Below are 18,553 nucleotides of genomic sequence, written 5' to 3'. Positions count from 1 at the left end.
CCGTGACCTGGCGCAGGTTTTTCTCAGCCTGGCTGTTGTTTGAGGCCGCCTTGTTGATCCTGGGGGACGATTCACCGAATTCTAGGCCGGAATTCGCAGTGAAACGGACCACGACCCGACCCGTGGGTCGGCCCGTCTGGAGCCGGGGCGACCCGGTCGCAAGACCCGCATCCGGCGCGGTCGCTCCGGTTCCCGATCCGACCAGCCACAGCGCCAAAATGGCTCCGATTCCGAATTTCCTGTTCATGTTTTCTCCCCTGGTCCCCTATGATGGCGCCCACGGTCGCCTGGATCATCCGAGCGCTCCTGGTCAATATACCAGATTCGCGGCCGCGGTTGCCGATGACGACCCCTATTCGATACGGAGGCTGCAATGGATGCCCAGCAGAAGGTCGCTGCGCTGCGCAAGCTGATGAAACAGCAGAAGATCGCGGCGTACTACGTCCCGAGTGCCGACCCCCACCTGAGCGAATACCTGCCGGCCGCCTGGCAGCACCGGGCCTGGCTGAGCGGTTTCACCGGCTCGGCGGGCGAGTTGCTGATCGGGCTGCGCGGCGCCGGCCTGTGGACCGACGGACGCTACTTCCTGCAGGCCGGGAAGGAGCTGAAGGGGTCGGGCATCGACCTGATGCGGATGGGCGAGCCCGGCACGCCGGAAATGACCGCCTGGGTGGCCCGCGAGCTCAAGAAGGGCCAGGCCCTGGGCGTCGACCCGACGGTGATCTCGGTGGCGGCGGCGCGGAAGTTCGAGGACGACCTGGCCCCCCACGGCATCAAGGTGAAGTTCCTGCGCACCAACCTGGTGGAGAAGATCTGGGACGATCGGCCGGAGCCGAGCCTGGCGCCCATCGCCAACCACAGCTCCAAGTTCGCCGGCGAGACGGTGGGCAACAAGATGAAGCGCGTGCGCGAGGTCATGAAGGCGGCCGGCACGAAGGCGCTCATCGTGGGGGCGCTCGACCAGGTGGCGTGGCTGCTGAACATCCGCGCCGCGGACATCCAGTATACGCCCGTCGTGCTCGGCTATGCCGTGCTCACCGACCGGGGCTGCAGCCTCTACGTCGACCCGCGCAAGGTGCCCAAGCCCCTCGCGCCGACCCTGCGCAAGCGGGCCACCCTGAAGCCCTACGACCAGATCTGGGCCGACCTGAAGGCCCTCGGCGCCCGCAAGCAGAAGGTGTGGGTCGATCCGGCCACCACCAACCGGCGGGTGCTGGACGAGCTGCGGGGCAGCGAGATCCACCTGGAGACGAGCCCGATCACGCCCATGAAGGCCGTCAAGAACGAGGTGCAGATCAACGGCATCGTCAACGCCCACCGGCGCGACGGCGTGGCCATGATCAAGTTCCTGCGCTGGCTCGAGCGGGCCGTGCCCAAGGGCGACGTGTCCGAGATCTCGGCGGCCGAGCAGCTCGAGGCCTTCCGGGCCATGGGCGACGGCTTCAAGGACCTCAGCTTCAACACCATCAGCGGCTACGGCGCCAACGGCGCCATCATCCACTACGGGCCGACGCCCAAGACCAACGCCAAGCTGAAGAAGCAGGGCCTGTACCTGATCGACAGCGGCGGCCAGTATCCGGACGGCACCACGGACATCACCCGCACCATCGCCCTCGGCAAGCCCACGCCGCGGCAGGTCGAGTGCTTCACGCGCGTGCTGATGGGCATGATCGACTGCACCATCACGCCGTTCCCCGCCGGCACGTCGGGCTACCGCAACGAGATGTTCGCGCGGAAGTACCTGTGGGAGATCGGCGAGGACTACGCCCACGGCACGGGTCACGGCGTCGGCCAGTACCTCGGCGTGCACGAGGGGCCGCACAGCCTGAAGAACATCATCACGCCGCCCTTCCAGCCGGGCAATCTCATGTCGATCGAGCCGGGCCACTACGAGGCGGGCAAGTTCGGCATCCGCATCGAGATCCTGGCGGTGGTCGTGAAGCAGGAGAAGCTGAGCACCCGGGAGAAGACGTGGCTCACCTTCCATCCGGTGACGCTGTGCCCCATCGACCGCAGCCTCGTCGACAAGAAACTGCTGCACCCGACGCACCTGGAGTGGCTCAACCTCTACCACAAACGCTGCTACCGGGAGCTGGCCTCGAGCCTGGACAAGGAGCATCGCGACTGGCTGCAGAAGGCGTGCAGGCCGCTCTAGTGGGCCGCTGGGCGGGGGCGCACCACGGTCGGCGCCCCGGGCGCGGGGCCGAAGCGGGGCGGGCGTGATGCCCGCCCCCGATGTCCTGCCCGCGCCTTCCTGGCTCGACCTGGTCAACGGCGCCATGGCGGTGGTGATCTGGCTCGTGCAGGTGATCATCTACCCGTCGTTCGCCTACCTTCCCGTCGATCGCCTCCTTGTCTGGCACGCGCGCTACACCCGCGCCATCTCCTTCTTCGTCGTGCCGCTGATGCTCGGACAGCTGGCGCTGCTCGCGCCGGGCGTCCTGCGCGGCGAGCCGGCGGCCACGGCCATGGCGGCCCTCGCGCTGCTGGCGTGGGGGGTGACCTTCAAGTTCTCGGTGGCGCTGCATCGGCGCCTGGCGGCGGGACAGGATCCCCTCGGGGCGGCGGCCCTGCTCGTGCGCACCAACTGGCCCCGGACGGTCCTGTGGACGGCGGTGTTCGTGGTGGGACTGGCGACCGGCTAGCCCGCGCCGCTCACGGCGCGACGGCGGCGGCGACGCGGCGGGCCCGGGCGACCATGTCCGATCCGGGGCCGAAGATGCGCTCGAGACGCGGCATCGCCGTGGCCACCATGGTCCCGGCGTCCCGGTCGTCGCCCTGGACGAGCATCACCTCGGCCATCTCCAGCCGGACCACCGCCAGGCGGTCGTGTTCGGTCTCTCCCTGCTCCAGGTACGAGTCGATGACGAGCTGCAGCTGCTCGCGGGCCGCCGCGGCGTCACCGTCGCGCAGCAGGAAGGCCGCGTAGCGTTCGCGGCACAGGCGCGTGCGGAAGTAGTCCGGCCCGCGACTTTCGAGCCAACGCCCGAGGATGTCCCCGTAGATGGCGCGGGCCTCGTCCATGCGCCCCTGGCAGGTGCGGGCCGTGGCCAGGCCGCTGGCCGAGCTCCATGTGTAGGGGTTGTCCGGACCGAGCTGGTCGCGCATCAGGGCGGCGCTCTCCTCGAAGCCGGCGACGGCCGTCGCCGTGTCGCCCCGCGCCAGGGCGATGCGGGCCAGGTGCAGCTTGGCGCGCGAGATGGAGGGGTGGTCCTCGCCCTCGTAGATGCGGCCGAGCAGGGCGAGGGTCTCTTCGATGTAGGCCCGGGCCTCGTCGTACCGCTCGAGTTCGAGCATCATGCCCCCGACATTGTTGAGCGAGCCGACGAGATCGATGCTGTCGCCGTCGTAGATGCCGCGCTGGGCCGCGAGGGCCGCGACCATGTCGTCGAGGGCCTCGCGGTAGCGGCCGCGCTGGTACTGGATGTAGCCCCGGATGTTGCGGATGTAGGCCACCTCGGACAGGCCGTCCGGGCCCAGGTCTTCGGCCATCTCGATGGCCTCCCGCAGCAGGACGAGGGCGTCGTCCTTCCGGCCCCGGGCCTGCACCGCGGTGGCGAGGTCGGTGATCAGCTGCACCTCCTCGACGTCGACCTCGGCGTCGACGCGGCGGTGCATGGCAAGGGCGTGGCGGAAGGCCGTCTCCGACTCGACGTAGCGCCCGAGGTCGTGCAGGCAGATGGCGAGCATGCGCTGCAGGTCGGCGCGGCGCGGCAGGGTCGCGAGGGAGTCGGGGTCCTCGGCGAAGGCGGCCAGGCCCTTGCGCAGTTGCTGCTCGGCCAGTTCGTGGCGGGCGATGTTCTGGTTCACCCGGCCCATGACGCCCCACAGGCGCCCGCGGTTGGCGGCCTGGTCGGCGAGGTCGGTCTCGAGGCGGGCGGCGCCCTTGTCGAGGATCTCGAGGGCCGAGGTGGGCGTGCGCCCCTCCTCGACCGGATCCATCGCCACGAAGAGCTCCTCGAGGAAGGTGGCGATCTCCTCGGCGGCCGCCGCCTCCTGCCGCGCCCGCGACTCGGCCAGCAGGGCCCGGTCGCGTTCGGCGTCGAGGCGGCGCGCGTGGTAGGCGAGGAAGAACACGCCGGCCACGAGGAAGGCGACCGACGCGGCGATCGCCGTGGAAACCACCGGATGGCGCCGCGTCGTCTTGCCGAAGCGGTAGCGCCAACTGCCGGGGGTCGCGGCGACGGGCCGGCCCTCGCGCCGCCGGCGGAGGTCCTCGGCCAGGGCGCCGGCCGAGGCGTAGCGCCCCTCCTTCTCGGGCCGGATGGCCTGCAGGCAGATGTTGTCCAGGTCGCCGCGCAGCTCGCGCCGGCCGGAACGCCGGCTCGGGGGGGGCGGGTCGTCGCGGTCGAGGCTGCCGACGAGGTGGTCGTCGTCCCAGGGCCGCTTGTCGGCCATCAGTTCGTAGAGGATCACGCCGAGGGCGTAGACGTCCGTGCGCACGTCGACCTCGTCGACCCGGCCGGCGAGCTGCTCCGGGCTCATGTAGGCCGGCGTGCCGATGCGTTGCCCCTCCACGGTGAGTTCGGGGGAGGTGGCGTCGGGGTCGAGGGCCTTGGCGATGCCGAAATCGATGACGCACGGCGCCGGCTCGCCGTCGACCTCGCGCACCAGGATGTTGCCCGGCTTGAGGTCGCGGTGCAGGATGCCGCGGTCGTGGGCGTGCTGCACGGCCTGGCCCACCTTCTCGACCAGGGCCAGGCGGCGGTCGCGGTCGGCGTGGTTCTCGCGGCACCAGACGGTGATCGGCGTGCCCTCGACCAGCTCGAGGGCCACGTACGGCCGGCCGTCGTCCGAGCCGGCGTCGAGGATGCGCGCGATGTTCGGGTGGTTCATGCGCGCGAGCGAGCGGCGCTCCCAGCTGAACCGCTCGATGATGCGGGCGGTGTCGAGTCCGGCGTGGAGGACCTTGACCGCCACGTCCCGCCGGATGGGTTCGGTCTGGCGCCCGCGGTAGACCACGCCCATGCCGCCCTCGCCGAGCACGTCGACGATCTCGAAGGGCCCGATGCGCTCGGGCATGCCGGCGGCGAAGCGGACCACGCCCTCGCCGACCAGGGGCGCCACCGAGTCCTCGCGGGACAGCAGGCTGAGCACCTCGGCTTCGAGGTCCGGGCGACCGGGGCAGCGGGTGCGGATGAACTCGGCGCGGGAGTCGGCGGGCTGGTCGAGGGCCTCCAGGAGGAGCTCCTTGGCCTCCCGGAAGAGACGGGGGTCCACGTCAGCCCCCTTCGAGCTCGCGGGTCAGCCAGAGGCGGGCCATGGACCAGTCCCCGTCGATGGTGCGCTTGGAGACGTTCAGGTTGTGGGCGATCTCGGCGATGGTCAGGCCGCCGAAGATGCGCATCTCGGCCACCTGGGCCGCCCGCTCGTCGAGCTCGGCGAGGCGATCGAGGCAGGCGTCGAGGTCGAGGAGCTCGAGTTCCCGGTTGGGCCCGGCGAGCAGCCCCTCGTCGAGGGTGACCTGGTGGAAGTCGCCGCCCCGCTTGGTCGCGCCGTGGGCCCGGGCGTGGTCGACCAGCACCTGGCGCATGCAGCGGGCCGCGATGCCCAGGAAGTGGGTGCGGTCGTTCCACTGCATCTCGTCGCCGCGGAAGAGCTTCAGCCAGGCCTCGTGGACCAGGGCCGTGGGCTGCAGCGTGTGCTCGACCCGCTCGCGGGACATGAGGCCGCGCGCCGTGGCCTTCAACTCGGCGTAGACCAGCTCCAGGAGCCGTTCCTGCACCTGGGGCGCCACCGTCAGCCGGGGATTGAACTCCTGCAGCAGACGGGTGATCTCGGGACGATTCGAGGATTCCATACGGATATTGTATTCTTGATCGGCGAACCCGTCCAGACGAGAAGACCCCCGCGGCGAGGCGCCGCGGGGGTCGGCCGTCCGGAGACGGTGAGGCGAAGGGTCGTGGTCTACTTGAACAGCGACTTCACGGCGCCCCAGGTGCCCTGCTCCACGCCGACGACGGGGTTGCAGGTGTAGCCGCCCACGGGGAAGACCGAGGTGCAGGTGTCGTTGGTCAGGCAGCCGTCGTTGGCGTTGGCGCCGCTGTAGGTCCAGTTGCTCTCGACGAAGGTGCTGCCGTCCGGGCCGGTGCCGCTGATGCGCTTGACCCAGCCGTCCAGGTAGTCCCAGCCCAGGCCGGTGCCGTCGGCATTGATGTCGCCGAAGACGTCGACCACGACGGGCTCGGTGCCGCCGACGTAGAACAGCTCGATGGCGTCGTCACCGTTGGTGCCGACCGCGAAGCCGCCGTCGTAGTTCGGGCTGAAGCCCATGTAGTCGAAGAAGGCGGTCGGGTTGGTGGCGGCGAGGCTCTCCACGTAGATGTAGGTGCCGGCGCCCATGGCGTCCGCGGGGAAGGTGAACTCGACGCCGTCGGTGCCGCCGCCGTTGTTGGCGCAGCCCAGGCCGTAGATCGAGAGGTCCGGGATGTCGTCGCACGCGTACAGCTCCACGAGCTTCGGCACGCCGCCGCTCAGGGGGCCGTCCATGACGCCGGTGATGATCAGCTGGGCGGCCGCAGGACTGGCCATGAGCAGGATCGCGAAAGTCAGGAGCAGTTTCTTCATGGTGGTTCTCCCCAATCAGAGTGGTGTTGGTCCGGGCCGATGCGCCGGCCCATTTTCGAGCGATGCACACGTCACCAGACCCTTCTCGAGATGCGGGCCCGGTGCGTTTGACAGGAAGATGATATCATATCAGGTCTCGAATCTCAAAGATTTCCGATCGACTAACAAAAACCTAACCAAGGGCGTGCCGGTTTTGCATTCTGGGCGCGTGGGGCCCGGGACAACCATAGGATATTGAAAATGAAGGCGTTGACCAGATCCCGGTCCGAATCTAGTATGGGGGCGTCATGATGGGGCCTTGTGCGGTCCCGGCTCCGGAAGCCGGGCGGAGCGGGACCCCGCAACCTCGTTGTCGGGAGTGAACATGATTATAGGCATCGCAGGGGAGCGGCGTGCGGGCGAGCGGCGGGTGGCGCTGGTCCCGGCCTCCGTTCCGCCGCTGGTGAAGGCGGGGCTCGAGATCCTGGTCGAGGAGGGGGCCGGCGACGCGGCCGGCTACCCCACGGCCGAGTACACGGGCAAGGGCGCCGCCGCCGTGTCCCGGGACGACCTGTTCGCCCGGGCGGACGTCGTCCTGCAGATCAACGGTCCGGGCGTCGACGGCACCGAAGCCGGTCTGGACGCGCTGCGTCCGGGCCAGGTGGTCGTGGGCATGCAGGATCCCCTCGGCAACCCCGCGGGGACGCGGGCCATGGCCGACAAGGGCCTGACCGCCTTCTCCCTCGAACTGGTGCCGCGCATCACCCGCGCCCAGAGCATGGACGTGCTCAGCTCCATGGCCACCGTCGCCGGCTACCAGGCCGTGCTCGAGGGCGCCGCGCGGCTGCCCCGCCTCTTCCCGATGCTGATGACGGCGGCCGGCACCCTCGCGCCGGCGAAGGTCTTCGTGGTCGGCGTGGGGGTCGCGGGACTGCAGGCCATCGCCACGGCCAAGCGGCTCGGCGCGGTGGTCGAGGCGTACGACGTGCGTCCGGCCGTGCGCGACCAGGTGATCTCCGTGGGCGCGAAGTTCGTCGAGTTCGAGCTCGAGACCGAGGGCGCCGAGGACAAGGGCGGCTACGCGAAGGAACAGAGCGCCGAGTTCATCCGCCGCCAGCAGGAGCAGATGCAGGCCGTGGTGGCGCGCAACGACGTGGTGATCACCACCGCCGCGATCCCCGGCCGCAAATCGCCCGTGCTCGTGACCGCGCCCATGGTCGCGGCCATGGCGCCGGGGTCGGTCATCGTCGACCTGGCCGCCGAGCGGGGCGGCAACTGCGAGCTGACGCGGGCCGACGAAGAGGTCGTCGCCCACGGCGTGACGATCCTCGGGCCGACCGACCTGGTCTCGCGCAAGCCCTACCACGCCAGCCAGATGTTCTCCAAGAACGTCGAGACGTTCCTCAAGTCCCTTCTCGACGAGGGCAAACTGAAGATCGACCTGGAGGACGAGGTCACCGCCGGCACGCTGCTGTGCCGCGACGGCCAGGTCGCGCACCCGCGGGTGCGCGAACTCCTCGGACTCGCCGGCCCGGACGCCGGGGAAGGAGACGCCTAGACATGGAACTTCTCGTCACCTCCGTCACGGTCTTCGTGCTCGCGGTCTTCATCGGCTTCGAGATCATCACGAAGGTGCCGCCCACCCTGCACACGCCCCTGATGTCGGGCTCGAACGCCATCAGCGGCATCACCCTCGTCGGCGCCGTGGTCTCGACCCGCACGGACAACCCGAAGCTGGCGACGATCCTCGGCACGTGCGCGGTGGCCTTCGCCATGATCAACGTCGTGGGCGGGTACATGGTCACCCACCGCATGCTCGCGATGTTCAGGAAGAAGGGGTAGCCGCGTGATTGAATACATCCTCGATACGGGCTGGGTGAATCTCGGCTACCTCGTGGCCTCGGTGCTGTTCATCCGCGGCATCAAGGGCCTGACCCACCCGCGCACCGCGGTGCAGGGCAACCTGACCAGCGCCTGGGGCATGTTCCTGGCCGTGGCGGTGGCCCTGCTCGCCACGGGACTCGACTTCAAGTGGATCATCGTCGGTGCGGTGGTCGGCGCCGCCATCGGCGGTTTCGCCGCCGTCAGGGTGCAGATGACCCAGATGCCGGAGATGGTGGCCCTGTTCAACGGCTTCGGCGGCGGCGCCTCGGTGCTGGTGGCCGGCGCCGCGTTCCTCGGGGCGACCGGCGCCGTCGACGCCCGGATGACGATCTCGACGGGCCTGTCCGGCCTGATCGGTTCGCTCACCTTCACCGGTTCGCTGGTGGCCTTCGGCAAGCTGGCCGAGAAGCTGCCCGGCGGCTCCCTGGGCTTCCCGGGCATCCAGGTGTTCAACGGCGTGCTCGGTCTGGCGGCCCTGGGCTGCGTGGGCTGGCTCACGGTCGACCCCTCGGCGGTGATCGCCTACTGGATCGTGGTCGCCATCGCCGGCGTCCTCGGCGTCACCCTGACCATCCCCATCGGCGGCGCCGACATGCCGGTGGTCATCTCGCTGCTGAACAGCTACTCGGGCCTGGCGGCCGCGGCCACCGGCTTCGTGCTGAACAACGAGGTGCTGATCATCACCGGCTCGCTCGTGGGCGCCTCGGGCATCATCCTGACGCGCATCATGTGCGTGGCCATGAACCGCTCCCTGGGCAACGTGCTCTTCGCGACCCTCGGCCCCAGCGCCGAGGGGCCGAGCGCCGACGACGTCTACGGCGGCAAGGTGAAGTCGACGAGCCCCGAAGAGGTGGCCATGATGCTCGACACGGCCCAGCGCGTGCTGGTGGTGCCGGGCTACGGACTGGCGGTGGCGCAGGCGCAGCACATCGTGCGCGACATGGCCAACGTGCTCGAGTCGCGGGGCGTGCAGGTGGAGTACGGCATCCACCCGGTGGCGGGCCGCATGCCCGGCCACATGAACGTGCTGCTGGCCGAGGCCGACGTGCCCTACGAGAAGCTGCGCGAGATGGACGACATCAACAACGAGATCTCCCAGGTCGATGTGTGCATCGTCATCGGGGCGAACGACGTGGTCAATCCGGTCGCGCGCACCGATCCGTCGAGCCCCATCGCGGGCATGCCGATCATCGACGTGGACAAGGCCCGCACGGTGATCGTGGTCAAGCGCTCGCTGAGCCCCGGCTTCGCGGGAATTCCCAACCCGCTCTTCGCGGCGGACAACTGCCTGATGATGTTCGGCGACGGCAAGAAGGCCCTGACCGAGCTCGTGAACGCCCTGAAGGAGGGCTGATCCGCCCGGCCAAGTTGTTACGAAAGCTCAAATCTCGACCAAAACACCCGGCGTTCGTCGGGTGTTTTCTTGTCAAAGAGGACGGATTCCGGTTTTGATAGAGAACTTTCGTATTCGTGCTTAAGGAAATCCGTAGACCGCCGAAAGTGTTGTGTCCTTTCGGCTAAGCAACGCGGACAAATCGGAGGTCTCACGGATGAAAAGCATGACTCTCGGCAAGAAGATCTCGCTCGGTTTCGGGGCGTTGATCGTGATCAGTGGCATTCTCGGCGGCTTCGGCGCGTGGCAGATGCGCGATGCGCAGATCGGCTCGGCCAAGTTGTCGGACGAGTACGTGCCCGAACTCGCCGTCTCCGCCCAGGTGCGCGGCGCGGCGAACCGCGTCATGTACCAGATGCGCGGCTACGGCTTCACCGAAGAGCCCCGCTTCCTCGACGCGGCCAGGGCAGAGATGAAGTCCCTGGACAAGGCCCTGGCGGCCGCCGAGGACCTCGAGAAGCGCGCGGTGCACCTGACGAAGCTCGGGCCGCAGCTGGTCGAGATCCGCAAGGCCGAGGCAGACTACGAGGAACTCATTAATGAGACCGTCGCGGCCATTGCGGCCATGGAGAAGGCCCGCGGCGGGCTCGACGCGAACGCGGGCGTCTACATGGCGCAGTCCGCCGACTACGTCGAGGGCCAAGACCAGAAGTTCCGGTCCGAGATCGAGACCCACGCGGAGACGAGCGAGCTCGAGACGCGCCTGGCCAAGATCACCCACATCAGCGAGGTGATCGACCTGGGCAACGACACGCGGATCAAGGCGTTCAAGTCGCAGGCCCTGCGGGATCCGGCGATCATGGAGGACGCCCAGCGCAACTTCCCGCGCATCGCCGCGGCCATCGTCGCGCTGCGGGCGGTCACGACCCAGGCGGACGACCTCGCGCGGCTGGACAGGATCCAGGGCGCGGCCGACGGCTACAGCGAGAGCATGACGACCTTCCTCGCCAACTGGAAGACCCTCCAGGACCTCGGCACCCAGCGCGACAAGCAGGGGACCGAGGTCATCGCGGCCTGCAAGGTGCTGCAGGAGGCGGCCGAGGAGGCGACGGTGGGCATCGCGACGAACGCCTCGGAGGAGCTGTCCGCGGCGTCGACCGTGACCGTGGTCGGGCTGATCGTGGCCCTGGTCGTGGGCGTGCTGCTGTCGATCTTCCTGACCCGCTCGATCACCGGTCCCATCAACCGGGTCATCGCGGGCATGCAGGCGGGCAGTGAGCAGGTCGCGAGTGCGGCGGGCCAGGTCTCGGCTTCGAGCCAGCAGTTGGCCGAGGGCGCGAGCGAGCAGGCCTCGAGTCTCGAGGAGACGGCGGCGTCGCTGGAGATGATGTCGTCCGGCGCGCGGCAGAGCGCCGAGAACTCGAAGCAGGCCAACGGCCGTTCGACCGAAGTGAAGAGCCACGCCGAAAAGGGCCAGACGGCCATGGGCGCGCTGAACACCGCCATGGAGAAGATCAAGAACTCGTCGGACGAGACCGCGAAGATCATCAAGACCATCGACGAGATCGCCTTCCAGACCAACCTGCTGGCCCTGAACGCGGCCGTCGAGGCCGCCCGGGCGGGCGACGCCGGCAAGGGCTTCGCGGTGGTGGCCGAAGAGGTGCGGAACCTGGCCCAGCGCAGCGCCGAGGCGGCCAAGGGCACGGCCGACCTGATCGACGGCGCCAAGCAGAACAGCGACCTCGGCGTGCAGGCCACGGGCGAGGTGTCGGCGATCCTCGAAGAGGTCGTCGGCGGCATCGTCGAGGTCTCCGACCTCATCGAGGACCTGTCGCGCACGGCCGAGGAGCAGGCGCGCAGCGTCAACGAGGTGAACACGGCGGTCGGCCAGATGGACGCGGTCACCCAGGCCAACGCGGCCGGGGCCGAGGAGTCGGCGTCGGCGGCCGAGGAGATGTCGGCCCAGGCCGGCGAGATGCAGGCGCTGGTGCGCGAGCTCGTGGCCATCGTCGGCTCCACCGACGGCCGCCAGGCCGCAGGCGGCAGCGGGCCGGGGCTGGTTTCCCGCCTGCGGGCGGGGGCGGGCCGCAAGCCGGCCCTGCCGGCACCGGCCGCGCGCCGGTCGCAGGGCCAGTTCCAGACCAGGGTGACCAACGTGCCGCCGAAGTCCGCGGGTCGCCAACGCACGCCGGACGAGGTGATCCCCCTCGACGACGACAGCCTGATCGAGATCTGATACCGGGCCGGCGGGGGCGCGCCTCCGCCGGCTCCGCGACGCCATAGTGGCAGGAGGAAAGCATGAACAGCGTGACGGCCCAGAACACCGCCGGCGGGTCCGGCCGGGACCGGGCGGGCAAGTACCTGACCTTCGAGCTCGACGGCACCGAGTTCGCCATCGAGATCCTCAAGGTCGTCGAGATCCTGAAGATGATGGAGATCACCAACGTGCCCATGTGGCCCGGCTTCGCCAAGGGCACCATCAACCTGCGCGGGCGGGTGATCCCGGTGATCGACCTGCGCATGAAGTTCGGCCTCAGTCCCACCGAGGAGACCGAGCGCACCTGCACCATCGTGGTCGAGCTCGGCGGCGACCAGATCGGCGTCGTCGTCGAGGCCGTCAACGAGGTGCGCGAGATCGCGGCCGACGACATCTCCGACCCGCCGCGGGTGGGGGGCACGGTCGACTCGGACTTCATGCTCGGCATGGGCAAGACCGAGGGCAAGACCATCATCCTGCTCGCGCTGGAGAAGGTGCTCATCGACGCGGCCGAGATCCTCGGCCTGGATGCGGGAATGCTGGAGGAGGAACTGCTGGAGGCCGACCTGGTCTGACGGCGGAACCGGAGGGACACGGAACGGGCCGGACGCACGTCCGGCCCGTTTCACTTGCCCGGGCGCCGGTCCCGGGCGTATGGTGCGCAGCGGACCGCGACCCGCCCCCGGAGGATGCGCATGGCCCTGGAGATCGAACGCAAATTCCTCGTCGCCGACGCGCGCTGCATCGACGGCCATCCGGGCCTCGCGCTGCGCCAGGGCTACCTCTGCCGGTCGGAGCAGGGCGTGGTCCGGGTGCGTCTCGCCGGCCGGGACGAGGCCTTCCTGACGGTGAAGAGCCGCACCGTCGACGTGGTCCGCGAGGAGTACGAGTACGCGGTGCCGTTCGCCGACGCCGTCGCCATGTTGCGGCTGTGCGGCGAGCTGGTGGTGACCAAGACACGGCACCGGATCCCGGTGGGGGATCTCGTGTGGGAAGTCGACGTCTTCGACGGCGGCAACGCGGGCCTCGTGCTGGCCGAGTGCGAGCTGGAGCGGGCCGACCAGCCGCTGCCACGGCCGGCCTGGGTCGGGGCCGAGGTCACCGGCGACCCGCGCTACCACAACTCCTACCTGGCGGCGCATCCCTTCACATCCTGGTAGCCCGGCGCGCGGGGGTGGGCTACGATCGCGTGCGCACGCAGCCAGCCGGGAAAGGACGGAACGACGTGCCCCTCTTCAAATCCAGCCGGGTCCTCGAGGCCCAGATCGACGGCTTCCTCGACACCGTGGGCGAAAGCGGGCTGGTGTACCGCATGGGCGTCGAGGCGTTCCTCGCCGGGCGGGACGAGGACTTCGCCCACGCCATCGCGCGGATCGACGCCCTCGAGAGCCAGGCCGACAAGCTGAGCAAGGAGGCCGAGACGCATCTCTACCGGCACTCGCTGATTCCCGAGCACCGGGGCGACGTGCTGGGCCTGCTCGAGAACACGGACAACATCATCGACACCGCCAAGGCGAGCCTGCACCAGTTCGACGTCGAGCGGCCGCGGGTGCCGGTCGAGTTCCACGAGGGCTTCCGGCTGCTGACCGCCGCGAGCGCCGAGGCCCTCGAGGCCGTGATCGTGTGCGCCCGGGCCTTCTTCCGCGACGTCGAGGCGACGAAGGACAACCTCTACAAGGTGCACCACTTCGAGCGGGAGGCCGACCACCTCAGCGAGGCCCTGAAACGGGCCATCTTCGCGGCCGACCTGGACCTGGCCCACCAGACCCAGCTGCGCTACTTCGCCCACAACGTGGAGAAGGTCTCGGACAAGGCCGAGGAGGTCGCCGACCGCCTCGCCATCTCGGTCATCAAGCGGGACATCTGAGGCGGCGATGGAACTCCTCGTCTTCCTGAGCAGCGGCCTCTTCCTGGGCTGGTCCCTGGGCGCCAACGACGCGGCCAACGTGTTCGGCACGGCCGTGGGCGCGCGCATGGTGCGCTTCCGCACGGCGGCGCTGGTGTGCTCGGTCTTCCTCGTGCTCGGTGCGACGATCAGCGGCGCCGGCGCGGCCCACACCCTGGGCAAGCTGGGCGCGGTGAACGCCCTCGGGGGCGCCTTCGCCGTGGCCCTGGCCGCGGGCCTGACCACCTTCGTCATGACCCGCCTGCGCATGCCGGTCTCCACCTCGCAGGCCATCGTCGGCGCCATCCTCGGCTGGAACCTCTACACCGCCAGCCTCACCGATGCGGGCTCGCTGGCGAACATCGTGCTGGTGTGGGTGGTGTGCCCGGTGCTGTCGGGTGTGGTGGCCATCGGGCTGTTCGTGCTCGTGCGCCTGGCCCTGCGCCTGACCCGGCCCCACCTGCTGCGCCTGGACGCCGGCACGCGCCTGGGCCTGCTCGTGGTGGGCGCATTCGGCTCGTACAGCCTCGGCGCCAACAACATCGCCAACGTCATGGGCGTCTTCGTGCCGGACAACCCGTTCCACGACGTGACGCTCTTCGGCTGGCTGCCGATCACGGGCGTGCAGCAGCTCTTCGGCCTCGGGGCCCTGGCCATCGCCGTCGGCGTCTTCACCTACTCGCGGCAGGTGATGGGCACCGTCGGCAGCGGCCTGGCGCGGGTCTCGCCGGTGCCGGCGCTGGTGATCGTGCTGGCCCACTCCATCACGCTCTTCGTCTTCGCCAGCCAGGGCCTGCGCGACTTCCTGCTCGCCCGCGGCCTGCCCGCACTGCCGCTGGTGCCGGTCAGCAGCAGCCAGGCCGTGATCGGGGCCGTCGTCGGGCTCAGCCTCTTCAAGGGCATCGGGGTGCGGCTGCGGATCCTGGGCGAGATCTCCCTGGGCTGGGTGGCCACGCCGGTGGCGGCCTGCGCCGTGGCGGGGGTGCTCCTGTTCGCGCTCGAGACGGTCTTCGACCAGCCGGTGCAGCGCGGCCTGACCTACCGGATCGACGGCGCGGTGGCGGCGGAACTGGCGCGGCGCGGCCTCGACGACCCGGGTCTCGGCGCGGTGCCGGAGGCGGAGGCGGCCCGCCCGTTCGCGGCGGCGCTGCGCGAACACACGTCCCTGCAGGGGGCGGACGTCCGGGCCGTGGTGCGGTTGGCGGCCACCGGCAGGTGGCGCATCGAGGCGGGCCGCGGCCGCGACGGCTGGTCCGGCATGGGCCTGTCGCCGGGGCAGATCGACGCGCTCGACGACCTCGAGGGGGCCGAGTTCGAACACGCCTGGCAGGTGTCCCGGGCCCTGGCCCACGCCGGCGCGGCGTGGCGCCCGCTGCCGGCGACGCCGGCCAACCGCCGGGCCAACGAGGAGCTCGCCCGCCAGGCCGAGCTCGTGGAGCGGATCAGCCGCGTCGACTGAGACGCACGGTAATCCGCCCGCAACGAACGCAGAAGGGACCCCGCGGGGTCCCTTCTGCGTCTTCCGGGGGCGGGTGGCGTCGGCCTAGCCGTGCTGCTCGTGCCAGGCGGCCAGGACCTCGGCCTCGCGCTCGGCGGTCACGCCCGCCCGCATGGGCTTGTCCTTGCGCTCCTGCTCGACGGTGGCCCACCAGTCGAGGGTGCCGCGCACCGTCTCGGAGATGGGCCGGAAGGTGAGCCCCGCGCCGACGGCCCGGCGCACGTCGATGAACGGATGGCCCGCCTCCTCGCCCTCCAGCGGCACCCACACCGGCATGTCGGTCCAGGCGGCCACCTCCTGGGCGGCCAGGAAGTCGGCGTCGGCCCAGGTGAAGGAGGCGTCGCTGCCGGAGACCCGGCGGCAGGTTTCGAGCATCTCGCCCATGGTGAGCTCGCCCGACGGGCTGGTGCAGTTGTAGGTGCCGCCGAGACCGCGCTCGGCCGCCAGCACGATGAACTCGGCCAGGTCGCGCACGTCGATCAGCTGGGTCGGGTCGTCCGGCGTGCCGGGGGCGAGCACCTCGCCGCCGCGGGCCACGCGCACGGGCCAGTAGGTGAAGCGGTCCGAGCGGTCCATGGGGCCCACGATGAGGCCCGGCCGAATGTTGCAGGCCTTCTCGCCGAAGACGTTGGTGTTGGCCTGCTCGCAGAGGGCCTTGAGAGGCCCGTAGTTCTCGGCCGTGATGTCGCGCATGCCCTGGGCGGCGGCGATCTGCTCGTCGGTGAGGGTGCCGACGGCGGCCGTCTCGTCCATGCCCTTGATGCTGAAGTCGGCGAAGACCGAGATCGTCGAGATGAAGATGTACTGGCCGACGCGCCCGTGCAGCAGCTCGGCCGCCTCGGTGACGGTGCCCGGGACGTAGCCGCTGTTGTCGATGCAGACGTCCCACTCGCCGGTGGCGAGGGAGGCGAGGTCGCCGAAGCGGTCGCCCTTGAGCTTGGGCAGGTCGGGGTAGAGGTGCGTGTTCGAGACGCCCCGGTTGAACAGGGTGACGTGATGGCCGCGGGCGCGCGCCACGTCGACGGTGGCCGGTCCGAGGAAGCGGGTGCCGCCGAGGATGAGGATCCGCAGCTGGCGCTCGCTCTTGAGCGCGGTGAAGTCGGCCAGGGCCGGGCCGGCGGCGAGGGCGCCGGCGGTGGCGGCGGAGGTCTTCAGGAAGTCGCGGCGGGTCCAGGTCATCTCGGCTCCCCAGCGGTTCGGGTGGACGGGTGCGGCGGTGCGGAACCCGCAGTATACGACGCGGACCACGAAAAGTTCTAGGCCTCGGCGGCGGCCGCCCGGGAGTCGTTCACCAGGTGCACCGTGCGCGTCGGGAAGGCGATGCTCAGCCCCATCTCTTCGACCAGGCCCATGATGGCCAGGTTCACGTCCTGCCGCACGGCGAGGTGGCGCGTCCAGTCGGTGGTCCTGGTGAAGCAGTACACGAAGATGTCGAGGCTCGAGGGCCCGAACTCGGTGAACTTCACGAGCATGAACTCCTGGTCGATCTCCTCGTTGGCGCGCAGCCAGGCCTCGATGCGCTCCACGAGGGTGCGCATCTCGTCGACGGAGGAGTCGTAGGTCACGCCGACGGTGAACTTGATGCGGCGCTTCGGCATCAGGCTGTGGTTCTCGACGGTCGCGTTGGCCAGGGCCTGGTTCGGGATCGAGACGACGGTCTTGGCGAACGTGCGCACCCGTGTCGACCGGAGGCCGATCTCCTCGACCACGCCGTCGCCGCCGTCGAAGGTCACCCAGTCGCCCACGTGGAAGGGGCGGTCGACGAGGATCATGATCGAGCCGAAGAGGTTGGCCAGCGTGTCCTTGGCCGCCATGGCCAGGGCCAGGCCGCCGATGCCGAGGCCGGCCAGCAGGCCGGACACCGAGTAGCCCAGGTTCTGGGCGATGAGGATGAAGGCCAGGATGCCGAGGAAGGTCTTCAGGGCCTTGCGCACGAGGGGCACGACCTGGTCGTCGAGGCGGCTGGCGGTCTTCGCGGCCAATTCGTGCAGCAGCACGGCGCCGGCGTCGACGAGGCGGAAGGCCGTCCAGGTGATGACGAGGATGCTCACGACACGGAAAACCTGGTCGGAGACGTCGAGCCACGCGGGCTGCACGCCGAGCAGGCGGCGCAGGGCCAGGTACAGACCCACCACGGGCAGGATCAGGCCGAGGGGGCTGACGAGGGCCTCGCCGGCGAGGTCGTCGGCGCGGGTCTCGGTGCGGGCGGCCAGGGTCAGCAGCCGGCGCGTGACGAAGGCGTTCAGCAGGGCCCGGGCCACGAAGCCGGCGACGATGAAGGCGAGGGCGATGGCCAGGTCGAGCACCGACCACGGGCCGAGCGGGGTCGCGAGCAGGGACGTCAACTGGTTCACGGTCCGGATCCTTTCGGGGCGCCTCGCGGCGCCGGTTCGCGCGGGGGGCCGACGAGGTGGCTGCCGGCCGTCAGGTCGGCGGGGCGGCGCCCGGTGGCGCGGCTCAGCAGCTGGATGAAGAGGTCCTGGAGGCCGCCCACCTCGAGACGGGAGACGCCCTGGTCGAGCAGGCCGACGGTCCAGTCCAGGAAGTCGGGCAGGTTCGCCACCGCGTCGGCGAGGGGCGCGACCAGCTGGCCGTCGTCCGAGACGAAGAGGATGTTCTCGTCGTTCAGGTCGGCGGCGCGCTTCAGATGCTGGCGGGCGCGCGGGAACTGGCGGCGCGCCACGTCGGTCAGGGCGGCGTAGAGCAGGGCGTTGGGCGTCATGCCCCAGACCCGGAAGCCGGTCCCGGTCTCGCACAGCACGAAGGCTTCGCTCGAGACGGTGGTCAGGCCGTTGGTCCAGGCCACCTCGGCGCCGGGGCCGAGCAGAAGGCGCGGTCCGACGGGACCGCCGAGGGCGTCGTACACTTCGGACGGGTGGGTCCAGCGCTCGCCGAGACGGGCCGCCGCTTCGGCCTCGGTCGCGTCGGCGGGGGTCTGCAGGAGCACGAGCCGGCGCAGGCTGCGCACGGGCAGGCCGGCCAGGGCGGGCTGGTCGCGCAGCGTCTCGATGGTGCGGCAGCCCTGCCAGCTGTAGGCGGTGGCGCGGGCGTCGGGGTCGGTGATCAGGCCGGCCGTGTCGCGGGCGTTCAGGCGCGACTCCATGCCGAAGAAGCCGTAGGCCGCCGCCGCGATGCCCAGCAGGCCGAGGA

General features: G+C 70.1%; 17 protein-coding genes. 10 read left to right on the top strand and 7 right to left on the bottom strand.

All coding sequences use genetic code 11. The features are described from left to right. The coding region (locus tag KDM41_12555) for a hypothetical protein (protein ID MCB1184258.1) at nt 1-247 on the bottom strand (247 nt) is incomplete at its 3' end. Nucleotides 248-373: 126 nt separating this feature from the next. On the opposite strand from KDM41_12555, the gene KDM41_12550 reads away from it, so the two are divergent. Continuing rightward, entirely contained in the window at nt 374-2,155 is a 1,782-nt protein-coding gene (locus tag KDM41_12550; GenBank protein ID MCB1184257.1) for an aminopeptidase P family protein, read from the top strand. 67 nt (nt 2,156-2,222) lie between these two features. Then, nucleotides 2,223-2,645 carry a hypothetical protein gene (locus KDM41_12545; protein ID MCB1184256.1) on the top strand — a complete coding sequence of 141 codons (423 nt, stop codon included), beginning with the start codon at nt 2,223-2,225 and terminating at the stop codon, nt 2,643-2,645. Between the two features lie 10 nt (nt 2,646-2,655). Here KDM41_12545 and KDM41_12540 read toward each other — a convergent pair whose 3' ends face one another. The 3 genes from KDM41_12540 to KDM41_12530 all read right to left on the bottom strand — a co-directional run bounded on the left by KDM41_12540 (nt 2,656) and on the right by KDM41_12530 (nt 6,567). Continuing rightward, nucleotides 2,656-5,220 carry a serine/threonine protein kinase gene (locus KDM41_12540; protein MCB1184255.1) on the bottom strand — a complete coding sequence of 855 codons (2,565 nt, stop codon included), beginning with the start codon at nt 5,218-5,220 and terminating at the stop codon, nt 2,656-2,658. Nucleotide 5,221: 1 nt separating this feature from the next. Beyond that, entirely contained in the window at nt 5,222-5,800 is a 579-nt protein-coding gene (locus KDM41_12535; protein MCB1184254.1) for an RNA polymerase subunit sigma-70, read from the bottom strand. Nucleotides 5,801-5,907: 107 nt separating this feature from the next. Then, nucleotides 5,908-6,567, bottom strand: coding sequence for a hypothetical protein (locus tag KDM41_12530; GenBank protein MCB1184253.1), 660 nt, complete (start codon nt 6,565-6,567; stop codon nt 5,908-5,910). Between the two features lie 364 nt (nt 6,568-6,931). On the opposite strand from KDM41_12530, the gene KDM41_12525 reads away from it, so the two are divergent. The 8 genes from KDM41_12525 to KDM41_12490 all read left to right on the top strand — a co-directional run bounded on the left by KDM41_12525 (nt 6,932) and on the right by KDM41_12490 (nt 15,364). Next, nucleotides 6,932-8,104, top strand: a complete 1,173-nt coding sequence (locus tag KDM41_12525) for a Re/Si-specific NAD(P)(+) transhydrogenase subunit alpha (GenBank protein ID MCB1184252.1) — start codon at nt 6,932-6,934, stop codon at nt 8,102-8,104. 2 nt (nt 8,105-8,106) lie between these two features. After that, on the top strand, nt 8,107-8,388 hold the full coding sequence (locus KDM41_12520; GenBank protein ID MCB1184251.1) for an NAD(P) transhydrogenase subunit alpha: 282 nt from the start codon (nt 8,107-8,109) through the stop codon (nt 8,386-8,388). Between the two features lie 16 nt (nt 8,389-8,404). Then, a complete protein-coding gene (locus KDM41_12515; GenBank protein MCB1184250.1) occupies nt 8,405-9,784 on the top strand; it encodes an NAD(P)(+) transhydrogenase (Re/Si-specific) subunit beta in 1,380 nt (459 codons plus the stop codon). Between the two features lie 196 nt (nt 9,785-9,980). After that, nucleotides 9,981-11,999, top strand: a complete 2,019-nt coding sequence (locus KDM41_12510; GenBank protein ID MCB1184249.1) for a methyl-accepting chemotaxis protein — start codon at nt 9,981-9,983, stop codon at nt 11,997-11,999. Nucleotides 12,000-12,061: 62 nt separating this feature from the next. After that, a complete protein-coding gene (locus KDM41_12505) occupies nt 12,062-12,595 on the top strand; it encodes a chemotaxis protein CheW (protein ID MCB1184248.1) in 534 nt (177 codons plus the stop codon). A 120-nt stretch (nt 12,596-12,715) separates the two neighbouring features. After that, nucleotides 12,716-13,180 carry a CYTH domain-containing protein gene (locus KDM41_12500; GenBank protein MCB1184247.1) on the top strand — a complete coding sequence of 155 codons (465 nt, stop codon included), beginning with the start codon at nt 12,716-12,718 and terminating at the stop codon, nt 13,178-13,180. 65 nt (nt 13,181-13,245) lie between these two features. Then, complete coding sequence (locus tag KDM41_12495) at nt 13,246-13,887, top strand: DUF47 family protein (protein MCB1184246.1); 642 nt, start codon at nt 13,246-13,248, stop codon at nt 13,885-13,887. 7 nt (nt 13,888-13,894) lie between these two features. Continuing rightward, nucleotides 13,895-15,364, top strand: a complete 1,470-nt coding sequence (locus tag KDM41_12490; GenBank protein MCB1184245.1) for an inorganic phosphate transporter — start codon at nt 13,895-13,897, stop codon at nt 15,362-15,364. An 84-nt stretch (nt 15,365-15,448) separates the two neighbouring features. Here the strand turns inward: KDM41_12490 and KDM41_12485 are convergent, their stop codons facing one another. The 3 genes from KDM41_12485 to KDM41_12475 all read right to left on the bottom strand — a co-directional run. Beyond that, the gene (locus KDM41_12485) at nt 15,449-16,582 is read right to left on the bottom strand and encodes a twin-arginine translocation signal domain-containing protein (GenBank protein MCB1184244.1); all 1,134 of its coding nucleotides are present in this window, start codon (nt 16,580-16,582) and stop codon (nt 15,449-15,451) included. Between the two features lie 77 nt (nt 16,583-16,659). After that, nucleotides 16,660-17,757, bottom strand: a complete 1,098-nt coding sequence (locus tag KDM41_12480; GenBank protein ID MCB1184243.1) for a mechanosensitive ion channel family protein — start codon at nt 17,755-17,757, stop codon at nt 16,660-16,662. Then, the coding region (locus KDM41_12475; protein MCB1184242.1) for a hypothetical protein at nt 17,754-18,553 on the bottom strand (800 nt) is incomplete at its 5' end. The genes KDM41_12475 and KDM41_12480, both read right to left, overlap by 4 nt.

The sequence above is a fragment of the bacterium genome (assembly GCA_020440705.1).
Taxonomy (GTDB): domain Bacteria; phylum Krumholzibacteriota; class Krumholzibacteriia; order LZORAL124-64-63; family LZORAL124-64-63; genus JAGRNP01.
Note: the sequence above shows the minus strand (reverse complement) of the source record. Positions and strands in the feature narration are given on the sequence as shown.